At 42.2% G+C, this 12,257-nt stretch carries 9 protein-coding genes, 2 tRNA genes and 2 rRNA genes; 8 read left to right on the forward strand and 5 right to left on the reverse strand.

What is annotated here, in order from left to right; all coding sequences use genetic code 11:
• The 6 genes from JMW90_RS04090 to JMW90_RS04115 all read left to right on the forward strand — a co-directional run.
• Positions 1-105, forward strand: a 23S ribosomal RNA gene (locus JMW90_RS04090); the annotation flags it as partial.
• A gap of 180 nt (positions 106-285) precedes the next feature.
• Positions 286-399 (forward strand): 5S ribosomal RNA (rrf, locus tag JMW90_RS04095).
• A 186-nt stretch (positions 400-585) separates the two neighbouring features.
• Entirely contained in the window at positions 586-1,335 is a 750-nt protein-coding gene (locus JMW90_RS04100) for a hypothetical protein (RefSeq protein ID WP_201561827.1), read from the forward strand.
• A gap of 185 nt (positions 1,336-1,520) precedes the next feature.
• On the forward strand, positions 1,521-1,931 hold the full coding sequence (locus tag JMW90_RS04105; protein WP_201561828.1) for an OsmC family protein: 411 nt from the start codon (positions 1,521-1,523) through the stop codon (positions 1,929-1,931).
• A gap of 20 nt (positions 1,932-1,951) precedes the next feature.
• Positions 1,952-2,416 carry a flavodoxin family protein gene (locus JMW90_RS04110; RefSeq protein WP_201561829.1) on the forward strand — a complete coding sequence of 155 codons (465 nt, stop codon included), beginning with the start codon at positions 1,952-1,954 and terminating at the stop codon, positions 2,414-2,416.
• 60 nt (positions 2,417-2,476) lie between these two features.
• Entirely contained in the window at positions 2,477-3,130 is a 654-nt protein-coding gene (locus tag JMW90_RS04115; RefSeq protein WP_201561830.1) for a DUF938 domain-containing protein, read from the forward strand.
• 239 nt (positions 3,131-3,369) lie between these two features.
• Here the strand turns inward: JMW90_RS04115 and JMW90_RS04120 are convergent, their stop codons facing one another.
• Positions 3,370-4,173, reverse strand: a complete 804-nt coding sequence (locus tag JMW90_RS04120) for a dienelactone hydrolase family protein (protein WP_201561831.1) — start codon at positions 4,171-4,173, stop codon at positions 3,370-3,372.
• A 446-nt stretch (positions 4,174-4,619) separates the two neighbouring features.
• On the opposite strand from JMW90_RS04120, the gene JMW90_RS04125 reads away from it, so the two are divergent.
• Together JMW90_RS04125 and JMW90_RS04130 are read left to right on the forward strand one after the other, a co-directional pair.
• Positions 4,620-6,707 carry a catalase gene (locus JMW90_RS04125; protein WP_201561832.1) on the forward strand — a complete coding sequence of 696 codons (2,088 nt, stop codon included), beginning with the start codon at positions 4,620-4,622 and terminating at the stop codon, positions 6,705-6,707.
• Positions 6,708-6,988: 281 nt separating this feature from the next.
• A complete protein-coding gene (locus tag JMW90_RS04130; protein WP_201561833.1) occupies positions 6,989-7,771 on the forward strand; it encodes an MBL fold metallo-hydrolase in 783 nt (260 codons plus the stop codon).
• Between the two features lie 213 nt (positions 7,772-7,984).
• On the opposite strand, the gene JMW90_RS04135 is transcribed toward JMW90_RS04130, so the two are convergent.
• From JMW90_RS04135 to JMW90_RS04150, 4 genes are all read right to left on the reverse strand, one after another.
• Positions 7,985-8,060, reverse strand: a tRNA-Lys gene (locus tag JMW90_RS04135).
• 156 nt (positions 8,061-8,216) lie between these two features.
• A tRNA-Lys gene (locus JMW90_RS04140) sits at positions 8,217-8,292 on the reverse strand.
• Positions 8,293-8,658: 366 nt separating this feature from the next.
• A complete protein-coding gene (locus JMW90_RS04145) occupies positions 8,659-10,656 on the reverse strand; it encodes a MacB family efflux pump subunit (protein ID WP_201561834.1) in 1,998 nt (665 codons plus the stop codon).
• A 94-nt stretch (positions 10,657-10,750) separates the two neighbouring features.
• Positions 10,751-12,127, reverse strand: coding sequence for a permuted SH3 domain-containing protein (locus JMW90_RS04150; protein WP_201561835.1), 1,377 nt, complete (start codon positions 12,125-12,127; stop codon positions 10,751-10,753).
• Positions 12,128-12,257 lie beyond the last annotated feature (130 nt).

A 12,257-nucleotide genomic window follows, 5' to 3' on the forward strand; every position in this document is an offset into this window, starting at 1 on the left:
ATTTCCCTAAAGAGCCGTTGAAGACTACGACGTTGATAGGCAGGGTGTGGAAGTGCAGCGATGCATGTAGCTAACCTGTACTAATTGCTCGTTTGGCTTGACCATACAACACCCAAGTGGTTTGTATGAAAGCTCTAATTAATCTATCTTGTAAAGCGAAAGCTTTAGAATATAATATTTCGATATCACCTTTAACCTTGATTCAGTTAGGTTATAAGTTGGTCGACCATAAATTAAACACTTATAGTCAAAACAATAATAACAGACTCATATCTAACCCCCTTTGCTGACGACAATAGCACGATGGAACCACCTGATCCCTTCTCGAACTCAGAAGTGAAACATCGTCGCGCCAATGGTAGTGTGGTTCGCCCATGTGAGAGTAGGTCATCGTCAGCTCTCTATTCCTGAAAATCCCCCTTACGCGAAAGTGTGAGGGGGTTTTGTTTGCGTGCCTGGTTTAAAGAATAACCAAGAATATTTATAGTATTGTTTTTGCTTGTCATTAATTCTAGTAGAGATTGATGATTTGAGGTATTAGTGCTAAATTTGTATGATAATAAATTGTTAAGAGTTAGGAGTTGTATGCTAGTTTCTAGAAGAACTAAGTTTTCATTGGCTCAATTTTTGAGTGTTATAGAACGCCCGATAGTTTATCAGTTGTTCGATAAACTTGGTTTTGATCCACAATCGGTTTCTTCTCCTGTTAGTATTAGTAATGAAATCATCTCTGGTAAAGATTCCGTTTTATCTGATTTATTAATAGAGGTTATTCAAACAAATAGAACGTTAAGAAATCAAACGTCTCCGAAGTACAAATTCGATGATCAGTATTCAGTTATGCAGAAATCATTATTACTCGATGGTTACTTAGTAGAGAATGAATCTATCATAGCACTGGATCCAAACTTCGTAGGACATGAACCAGTTGAAGACGCATTATTAAAAGAATTAGATAGCTCTACTTTACAGAATAAAGAAGATATAAAACTTGCTGTAAAAGCCTCTGCAGATGATTTCATTAAAGTAAAGCCAGACTATAATGGTAGCCTTACAAATATTCGTATTGCTCTTGAAACTCTTATAAGAGAAATTGCACTAGACAAAGGCTTTACCACAACAAGAAGTGGCAACACATGGGGACCTTCATTGGGACACTTGAAAGTATGCGGTTTTATAGATCAAAAAGATGAAGATGCACTTTCCTCAGTTTTTACTTTTATTAGTAACGGCGCCCATATTCCTCTTGGTTTCAGTCAAGAAGAATTTGTTCGTTTAGGAAGAAATATGTGCTATTCAATGTGTTACTTTGTCATCAAAATGTATAATGCCTAACAGTTTACTCGTTCCTTGTAAATTTTAGCCAGCTATTTTACGACGCAAAGTGCTACGTTAAAGTATAAATTTTTTCTCTAAAATTTGTACTTTAACCAACAATATCTTTGATACCTATATTCTATCAATGAGCTATTATATTTTTCGAAGAAAGAGAACCCTATAATAATCAAAAAGAGAATCATATGACAACTTCAAAAGTAACTTACCAAGGCGACTTGCGTACTACTGCCATCCACTTACAATCAAACAATGAAATCATTACCGATGCCCCAACAGATAATCAAGGCAAGGGGGAAGCCTTTTCACCGACTGATTTATTGGCCACCAGTCTAGCCAGTTGTATGTTGACCATTATCGGTATTAAAGCTCGTGATATGGATATCGATATAGCAGGCACTACGGCTGAAGTGACCAAAGTTATGGCTACTGACCCAAGACGCGTTAGTGAAGTGCATATTGCCATTACTTTTAATCAAGAGTTAGATGACAACACGCAAAAGATATTCTATAACACCGCGCTCACGTGTCCGGTTGCGAAAAGCATCCATACTGATATCATCCAAGAATTGACGATAAATTCCAAAAACCAGTGACCTCTATAAGGATGATTGAGATGACTAGCAAAACCTTACTTATCGTCGCGCATGCGCCATCGCCTAATACCAAAAAATTGGCACAAGCGGCTTATGATAGTGCCAATCATCCCGATATAGACATTAATGTCATATTAAAATTACCACAAGATACCCAGCCTGCAGATGTGCTCGCGGCTGACGCGCTGTTATTAGGGACAACTGAAAATTTGGCTTATATGGCAGGACTGACCAAAGACTTTTTCGATCGCTGTTATTATCCGGTGTTAGAAGAGAAGCAGGGTATGCCTTTTGCACTTTATATTCGAGCCGGTCATGATGGTACAGGTACTAAGCTTGCTATAAAGACCATTACCACTGGACTGCGTTGGGAATGGGTTCAAGAAGCGCTGATTTTACAAGGTGATTGGCAAGAGGCATTTACTGAGCAAATCGAAGAGCTGGCGATGACGCTGGCAGCTGGGGTAGAGGCGGGTATTTATTAGTAATTTATTTATCAGCTGTTCGGGATATTAATTGCCAGATGAAAGAGAAAAGAAGAAGCTATGAATAAAGACAGCGCAACAAGTAATCATCTCTTTGACGCTTCAACCTTACCGTTTTCTCAAGCGTGTAAGAACAATAAACAGCCGATTTTGGAAGTTTTACAAAAAGAATTGAAAGACTCTTTGCATGTGTTAGAAATTGGCTCAGGAACGGGTCAGCATAGTGTTTATTTTGCACCAAGATTGACCCATTTAACATGGCAGACTAGTGACGTGTTAGCCCATCATGCCATTATCAATGCTTGGCATACTGCTTATCCTGCGCCCAATCTATATGCACCGATGGCTTTTGATTTGGCAGTCGATTCATTACCGATGAGTCTTGCTAGCAATCAGCCCTACGATGTGGTATTTACTGCTAATACCCTACATATCATCTCATGGTCTTTGGTGCAAAAATTGTTTGAGTTAGTGGGTAATGCTTTACCTATCAATGGAAAATTGATCATTTATGGACCATTCAATGAGAACGGTGATTATACCAGCGTGGGTAATCAGCAATTTGATATCAGTCTGCAACAACGCGACCCAAAGAGCGGTATTCGTCATTTAGAAGACATAATAGCGTTGGCAAATACGCATATGCTAAAACTGTCTGATAAATATGCGATGCCCGCTAATAACCAGCTATTGGTATTTCAAAAAATTAGATAACGAATCTTTGGCATAAAAAGACCTCTTAATCGATCGTTATAAGATCTTGATTGAGAGGTCTTTTTTTATATCTATAATTGATCCCAAATAAAAAAGATGGGTTATATTGCAACGCGGAACTGGAATAAATTCTTCTTGCGTGCTGTGTCTACGCCGACAGAGGCTGCGAAAAATTTATTCCCGTCCCGCTATATCATTTTAATACTGAATTTACTATATTTAAATTATATACAGTCAAATTATTTATAGGCTTCTGCTAAAAAATCCAAATAACGTTTCCAAGAACGCTCATCAGCGCGAGCATCATATCTATCGCTGCCGAACACACTAAAGGCATGTGGCGCACCACTATAAGTGACCATCTCATGTGGTACTTTTGCCGCTTCTAACGTCTTACCCAAAGTGGCAAAGCTTTCAAGGGAGACGGATTCATCCGCAGAGCCATGAAATACCAGTATTTCGCCAGTCGTCTTATCATAACTTTGGCCTATTGGGGTATCAAAGGCACCGTGGAAAGGGACAAACGCTTTTTGCGGGAATCCTGAGCGTGCTAGCTCTAAAGCAACTGTACCACCAAAACAATAGCCCATCGTCACGCCTGTGCGTGCATCATTACCTTGCGCTTGACCGGCGTTCAATGCGCCTTGTAGCAAGCGGCGCATTTTGCTGCGATCGTCATATAATGCTGCGGTTAAGCGTTTATTGTCTTCTATAGTCGTCGGGCGAATGCCTTGCCCAAACATATCAGCAGCCAGTACGTTATAGCCCTCACTTGCCAACATATCAGCGCGCTTACGCTCATAGTCGGTTAGCCCATCCCAATCATGAATCAGTAATATAAACGGCGCATTCGCTTTGTCGGCTTTGGCGTAATAGCCTTCGTATGCTTGGTTGTCTACCGTATAAGTGATGTTTTTAGTCGTAATGGCTGCAGCAGTTTGGCTAAGTAGTAGTGCTGTTAAGCCTACAGATGCGCTGTACAATAACTTTTCGCCGTAGCGCTTAGGAGATTCAGTAGAATTAAATGTCAATGGAAATGTCATAGGGAGCCTCATTATGTCAGTGAAAAAATAGCAGTGAAAAATAGTGTATTTCAAAATCAATCTACCCTTTGAACCCTAATGAGCAGACATCTATTACAGAATAGCGCAAAGAATAATGACATGACAACGCTATATTGTTAAAAATAATAGGCGTTGAAATCGTTTGTAAGCTTAACTAATGCCTATTTCTCTTAACCAAATATCAACACGCTTAACCATATAGTTGACATACCTGAGCAAGATTTTTGAGTAAGATAATTGTTGATCTCATCATTGCTATCTCAAGAGTGCTTGAGTCAATTTTTATCCTTAACCGTGCTACCACACAGAAAAAAAACGAACATTTGAAGTTGCCATTATCTCTACGGATATAAAAACTGTGTCAGCGCTTATGTAAGTGGCCTATTGATAACCCATTTTTACTCATCAGCTAGCTAGGATATTTTATGAATAAGAATATTGATCATACCGACCCCGCTAAAGATATGAATATGGAACGTGGCAATGGTGGTGAAACCCATCAGCGTGCCAGTGACGATACCAAAGTATTGACTACCCAGCAGGGTGTGCCAATTTCGGACAATCAAAACTCACTCAAAGCAGGACCGCGCGGACCGACGCTACTTGAGGATTTTGTCTTACGTGAAAAAATACATCACTTTGACCATGAGCGTATTCCTGAGCGTATTGTGCATGCACGCGGTAGTGCCGCACACGGGTATTTCGAACTGACCGAATCTCTAGCAGAATATACCACGGCGAAAATTTTAACTGAAACCGGTAAGCAAACCCCACTATTTACCCGTTTTTCGACGGTTGCTGGTAGCAAAGGCTCAAAAGATACGCCACGTGATGTCCGTGGCTTTTCAGTAAAAGTTTATACCGAAGAAGGTAACTGGGATTTGGTGGGTAATGATATGCCCATTTTCTTTATCCAAGATGCGATGAAATTTCCAGACCTTGTCCATGCGGTCAAACCTGAGCCGGATCGCGGTTTTCCGCAAGCGGCGTCCGCTCATGATACCTTTTGGGACTTTGTATCATTAAGTCCTGAAACCATGCACAACGTCATTTGGTTGATGAGTGATCGCGGTATACCGCGTAGCTTACGCATGATCGAAGGTTTTGGTATTCACAGTTATCGCCTAATTAATAAAGACGGCAAAAGTACCTTTATGCGCTTCCACTGGAAACCAGTGCTCGGTGTACAATCAACGACATGGGATGAAGCGGTAAAAATCTCTGGTGCCGATCCTGATTATCATCGCCGCGACTTGTTTGAATCGATTAATAACGGTGATTTCCCTGAATGGGAATTTGGCGTGCAATTATTCACAGAAGAAGAAGCCAATGAATTTCCGTTCGACCATTTAGATGCGACCAAGCTGATTCCAGAAGAAATGGTGCCCGTCAAAATCGTTGGTAAAATGGTGCTAAATCGTTATCCTGATAATTTCTTTGCTGAAACAGAGCAAGTGGCATTTTGTCCATCGCATGTACCGCCGGGTATCGATTTTAGTAATGATCCATTACTGCAAGGTCGTCTGTTCAGCTACTTGGACACTCAGTTGTCGCGCTTAGGCTCACCGAACTTTGCACAAATTCCTATCAATGCACCCAAATGTCCGTTTGCTAATAATCAGCAAGATGGTCATATGCAGATGCAAGTGCCAAAAACGCGCGTGCTTTATGAGCCACAAAGTCTTGATCCAACGCGCCCGCGTGAGAGTGTGAAGAAAGGCTTTGCGTCTTTTTCTGAGACGTTAGATGATGGTGTCAAAGGTCGCGTGCGCGCTGAGAGCTTCGCCGATCATTATAGTCAGCCGCGTATGTTCTATCGTAGCCAAACGACAGTTGAGCAAGCACACATTGCCTCAGCCTATGCTTTTGAGCTTGGTAAAGTAGATACGGCGCATGTCCGCAGTCGCACGCTTAGCCATCTCCGTAATATCGATGAAGATTTGGCAAGTCGTGTAGCAAAAGCGCTGGGTATGGAGCTGCCAGAAGCTGCTGAAGCGGCCGCACCTATCCAAGATATGGAAGTCTCTCCTGCGGTACGAACGATTGGTCTGTCCCCTAAGAGCTTAAAGGGTCGCATGATTGGTATTTTGGTGGCAGAAGGCTCAAAGCATAGTGAAATAGAAAAATACGAAAAGGCGGCGCAAGCGCAAGGTGCCAGTGTCAAAATTATTGCACCGAATAAAGAAGTCAAATTGGACGATGATACCATCATACAAGCTGATGAGCGCGTAGCAGGGGGTCCGTCCGTAATGTTTGATGCCGTGGTTAGTATCATTATGCCAGACCAAGCTAAAAAGCTGGCTAAAGACAGTGCCACGTTAGACTGGTTCACAGACGCTTATGTGCACTGTAAAGCGATTTCTTATTGCGGGGCGACAGATGAGTTCATCTTAAGTAAGCTACCGATTGAAAAAGATGCGTTCGTCACGCCATTATCTGATGTGGACGTTTTTATTGAAAATGCCAAATCGCGTCTATGGGAGCGTGAGCCAAAGGTTCGCGACTTGGCTTAACTTGGCTCAATGTATTTGTATTTAAATCGCTAATAAAGAACTCAGCCACTGTGCTGGGTTTTTTTATGGGAATGTCTTATTTTTTGATCTGAATAGTTTTTAGTCACAAGCGTTCACTGAATATTACTCATAAACCCATATTGAACGTTATAATGACAGAATATATTGCTTAATAAAATGAAGAAGACGGCAATAAATAAGCTGGTTGAAGGTATCTTTACTTTCATATATGGATATTTATAAGTCGCTAATATAATCGTTATATTAGCTAAAGGGATGTTATGAGTTTAGTAGATATCGTTGCGGTAGAGGGATATATCCAGACAACGTACATGGCGGTTTATCCTGACAAGTTGCTATTGTTAGATTCGGGATGTCGATGTGATGTCGATAAAATTTTAGCCTATATTACCGATACCTTAAAACGTCCGGTCGAGCAACTTAAGACAGTGATGGTCACGCATATGCATCCGGATCATGCGGGCGGTGCTAAATTATTGCAACAAAAAACTGGCTGTCAAATAGTCACTGCGATGTCTGACAAACCTTGGTATCATGGTATTTGGGGAAGAGTAGCCCATCTAAATGATTTGGGGTTGACCTATTATGTCGCCAGTCGCCAAGGTAAATCGATCACCAATGTCTGGTACAACCCTATTTTAAAAGCAGATATCAACGTACAAGATGGCGACCGTGTGCCGAACTTTGAAGATTGGATTGTCTTGGAGACGCCAGGGCATACCGATCGAGACTTATCTTTATGGCATCCGCAAAGCAAGCAGGCGTATACAGCAGATCTGATATTACTCATCAAAAATAAATTTGTGTCGCCTTATTTGATTACGTTACCTGATGCTTACCGTGCATCATTAAACAAAGTTAAAGCACTGCAACCAACTATGTTGTTACTAGCGCACGGCAAAAGAGCTGAAATCAGCGATGAAGACTTTGAAAGATTGATAAAATGGACACCAAACGAACCACGCAAAACAACGCTAAAAAATGGTTTTAAACTCATTTTTTCACAAGTTAAGTTTGCTCGTAAAAGGGTGAATACCCCTTAACTAAGTAGCTATAGTGAGTTCAATATAAAAGAGTTACGCTCAGAATAGCATGATGCTGGGATAAATTTCTCTCGCTTGCTGTGCGCTTCGCACTCCAGAGGCTTCGCAAAATTTATCCCAGCACTACTGTGTTCTTTTTAAATTGAATCGACTACATCAAACAGTATAGACAAAAAAAAGCCCAATCATTAAATGAGTGGGCTTTTCTAAATATGGTGGGCCGACCGCGACTCGAACGCGGGACCAATTGATTAAAAGTCAACTGCTCTACCAACTGAGCTATCGGCCCTGAGAAGCGTTAAAAAATTGCATGACAATTTTAGCTTCGCAAGATAAATTTCCTTAAAGGGAAATTTATTAAAACTAGACATCAAAAAGGATGTCTTTAAACTTATTACGCCACTACCGGATAGGGCAGCATACCTAACAAGGATAATACTAAATATGGTGGGCCGACCGCGACTCGAACGCGGGACCAATTGATTAAAAGTCAACTGCTCTACCAACTGAGCTATCGGCCCTGAAGAGCGTATAAAAAAAGCACTGCTTTTTTAGCTCTGCAAGATAAATTTCCTTAAAGGGAGATTTATTAAAACTAGACATCTAAAAAATGTCTGTAAGCTTAACTTCTTTATTTATCGACTGATCAATATCAAAAGAGCCATCAAACTTGTCTCATATTTAGACAATTTGTATCTCTAAACGTGAGAGCACATTATATATATAATTAAGACAAATACAACCCCGAATAAGCAAAAAAGTGAAAAATCTTGTTTAATAATGAGGAATTTTTAAATTTAATGCGGATTTGTTTATCAAGTAAATTCTTATCGCGCTCCATTTTTTACTTTGAAGAGAGTGTTTTAAACTTTTTGCTTAAAATCCTATTAATCTCTAGAGAGTGCTTCTACAGGGTCAAGTTTGGCTGCATTACGTGCTGGTAAAAAGCCAAAAATCACGCCAATCAGCGTTGAGCAGACAAAGGCGGCAATAATGGACGTTGATGAATAAATGACTTTAAAGCTATCGCCGCCGACACGGTTAATCAGCTCACCGATGGCAAATGCCAGTCCAATACCTAACAATCCCCCTAAAATACAAACCAAAATAGCTTCTATCAAAAACTGCTGCATGATATCGCTTTGACGGGCGCCGACTGCCATACGTACGCCAATCTCATTGGTGCGCTCGGTCACGGATACCAGCATGATATTCATGACGCCAATACCACCTACGATGAGCGAGATAATGGCGATAGAGGATATCAGCAAGGTCAGTGCTGCCGTTGTAGATTCAATGGTTTGACGGATAGAGTCAGAATTACGTATGCGAAAGTCATCGGTACCGTGACGGCTTTTCATCAGATCTGAGATAGCAGACTCAGCGGCAGAAGAGGAGATATTATTGTCAATCAGCGCCACAAAGCTTTCGATATAAGTGCTGCCTATGAGCCGTGACATCATGGTGGTATAGGGCATATATAAAGTAGGGGAGTCGACACTTCTACTAAAGCCGCCCTCGTTTGGCTCTAAAACGCCAATTACGCGCCCAGGGACGCTACCTATCAATAGCACCTCACCGATAGGGTTTGCTGTAGTAGGAAAAAAGGTCTTATGCGCATTGCTGTCGATAATAATATCTTGGGTACGGCGTAAGATACTTTGTTCATCAAATCCTTGTCCCATTGCTAGTGTTTCGCCGCTGACATCGAGATAATCTTTACCAACGCCGCTGATGCTCGCGGCTTCTTGGACATTACGATAACGCACGCTCATATTGCTATTGAGCTGCGGGCTGACACTGAGCACATAAGGCTGATCAGCAATCGCTTGAGCGTCTTGTGGGGTCAAGTTGTTATCATTGTACTGGCGTCTAGGATCGCCGTAAGGGTAGCCGTCAGTGACGGTGATGGTATTGGTACCTAGTGAGCTGATATTGGACAATATCTGCTCTTGTGAGCCTTTACCGAGTCCAACGACTGACACCACAGAGGCGATACCAATGATGATCCCTAGCATGGTCAGTAGGGTACGCATTTTGTGGGCCCGCATGGCAAGCAAGGACATTTTAAACGCTTCAAACAAGCGGTCGATAAAGCTGCCAAAAGCGCTCTTACGGTGTTCGTCTATTATCGAAGTAGATTGTGCGGCTGGGCGCTGATAGTTGTCGTTTTTATAATCGGCAATGATATAACCGTCTTTGATTTCAATCACGCGCTCAGCTTGGGCAGCAAGACTCGGGTCATGCGTCACCATAATAATGGTATGACCTTGCGCATTTAAGTCTTTTAAGATTTGTACGACATCTTTGCCAGACTTGCTATCTAGCGCGCCTGTTGGCTCATCCGCTAAGATGATGTCACCACCATTCATCAGCGCTCTTGCGATGGACACACGCTGCTGCTGACCGCCTGATAGCTGGCTTGGGCGATTATTGACTTTGTCCGCCAGTCCCAAGTCTGATAAGAGCTTTTCGGCACGCTCATTGCGTGCTTGACCATCCATCCCTGCATAGACGGCAGGCACAGAGACATTATCACGGGCACTGATATCACCCAATAAATGGTAACGTTGAAAAATAAAACCAAAGTGCTCACGGCGCAGTTTTGCCAGCTCATCAGGAGCTAAGCGATTCACAGATTGACCAAATACTTGATAATCGCCGGCAGTCGCTTGATCTAAGCAGCCTAAGATATTCATCAAAGTTGACTTACCTGAGCCTGATTGCCCAATGATAGCCACCATCTCACCTTGATGGATGGTTAGATTGATATCGTGCAATACACGAATGGTCTGCTCGCCGGCTTTAAACTCTCTGATCAAGCCTTTGACTTGCATCAAAGGCTTACCAGTGGCGGCGTTAGCATAAAGGTCTTGGCTGCTCATTTACTATCCTGCTTATCTCAATCAATATCAAAGCTGATTTTTCGCTCGTTTGAATGTCATTTGAATCTTGTTATGTTTGAGTCTGTAATTGGTGCTAGAACGGTCGACCGCCTTTACCACCGCCGCCTTTACTGCCACTATCAGGTTCTTCTTCGCTTAAGATAACCTCGTCACCTTTTTTAAGACCACTCAATATCTCCGCATTGACGCGGTTATTGATACCGACTGTGACGGCTTGCTCAACCACTGTGCCATCATCTTTAAGAACGCGGACATTCGCCATAGTTGTGCCAGAATCACTGTCAGCATTTGCCGTAGTATTCTTAGTAGTCACATTTTTTGAATTTTTAGATTTTCCAGTTTTACCGGCAGGTTGCAGTGCGGCAGAAGGGATAAGTAGCGCGTCTTTTGCTTGATTAATGACAATATAAACTTGCGCGGTCATATCGATACGAAAGCGGCGCTCGGTATTGGGCACTTCGATATAACCGACATAATAAATGGCAGCATCGGTAGAGCTGGTATCACTAATCTTTTCAGGAGCCGGTTCAATGGCTTTAAGGGTAGCATCATATTTTCGGTCGGGATTGCCGATGATATTAAAATAAACCGGCAAGCCTGCTTTGACGTTAATGACGTCAGCTTCAGAGATTTGTGCATTGATGCGCACGGTAGATAAATCCGCTAATGTCACAATGGTTGGCGCTGTTTGATTGGCGTTGACCGTCGTCCCTTGCTCAGTGGTCACAGATACGACGGTGCCTGACATCGGTGCCCGAATGGTGGTATAGCTTAAATCTTCTTGCGCAGTACTGACGTTGGTCTGAGACTTACGTAACGCTGCCTGCTGACTGTTAATATTCGCGGCACTAGTGGCAATAGCAGCTTTAGCCGTATCGATAGCGGCACGCGCATTGGCGACTGCTGCCTGTGCGGTTTGTACCTTTGTCCCCTGTGTATCATAATCCTGCTGTGATATCGCGTCGATAGCGAGTAAGCCTTGCAAGCGTGAAAAATCTGCTTGGGCTTGTCTTAACTCAGCTTGACGGCTTACAAGATCTGCTTGTGCGCTTTTTAAACCTGCTTGACGACTTAATGACTCAGCACGTGCACTTTGCAGACCCGCTTCACTTTGCTCAAGGCTCGCTTGCTCATTACTTAAACTGTTCTTTTGCGTTACTTGGTCAATCTGTGCAATCAAATCGCCTTTTTGCACTTCATCACCGACTTCAACGAATAGCCGCGTCACTTCACCAGAAACCTGCGCACCAACATCGACAGTATTAAGTGCTTTAACTTTACCCGATGCCATGACGTTATTTTCGATATCACCAATCTCAGCGGTTGCTGTCAGATAATTTGGCATCACTTCTTTTGGCTTAAATGTTTTATAGGCTAAAAACCCAAAAGCGATGATGACGAGGGCAATAATGCCCCATTTAATAGCAGAGTTTTTGCTGATTTTGCGCATGACGACAATCCAATAACAAGGAAATCAAGTATAACTGTAAATGTAACTATAATAGAGGCTCGATGGACAAAAGGGAATGGGAGTTAGTTTGCGAAAGGTTAAGAAGCGATGTTGAGGCAGGTTTTGCAGA

The organism is Psychrobacter glacincola, from assembly GCF_904846215.1.
GTDB classification, from domain to species: domain Bacteria; phylum Pseudomonadota; class Gammaproteobacteria; order Pseudomonadales; family Moraxellaceae; genus Psychrobacter; species Psychrobacter glacincola.

Coding starts and splice junctions, on each gene's coding strand:
- JMW90_RS04100 (WP_201561827.1), top strand. CDS start 586: ATGCTAGTTTCTAGAAGAACTAAGTTTTCATTGGCTCAATTTTTGAGT.
- JMW90_RS04105 (WP_201561828.1), top strand. CDS start 1,521: ATGACAACTTCAAAAGTAACTTACCAAGGCGACTTGCGTACTACTGCC.
- JMW90_RS04110 (WP_201561829.1), top strand. CDS start 1,952: ATGACTAGCAAAACCTTACTTATCGTCGCGCATGCGCCATCGCCTAAT.
- JMW90_RS04115 (WP_201561830.1), top strand. CDS start 2,477: ATGAATAAAGACAGCGCAACAAGTAATCATCTCTTTGACGCTTCAACC.
- JMW90_RS04120 (WP_201561831.1), bottom strand. CDS start 4,173: ATGACATTTCCATTGACATTTAATTCTACTGAATCTCCTAAGCGCTAC.
- JMW90_RS04125 (WP_201561832.1), top strand. CDS start 4,620: ATGAATAAGAATATTGATCATACCGACCCCGCTAAAGATATGAATATG.
- JMW90_RS04130 (WP_201561833.1), top strand. CDS start 6,989: ATGAGTTTAGTAGATATCGTTGCGGTAGAGGGATATATCCAGACAACG.
- JMW90_RS04145 (WP_201561834.1), bottom strand. CDS start 10,656: ATGAGCAGCCAAGACCTTTATGCTAACGCCGCCACTGGTAAGCCTTTG.
- JMW90_RS04150 (WP_201561835.1), bottom strand. CDS start 12,127: ATGCGCAAAATCAGCAAAAACTCTGCTATTAAATGGGGCATTATTGCC.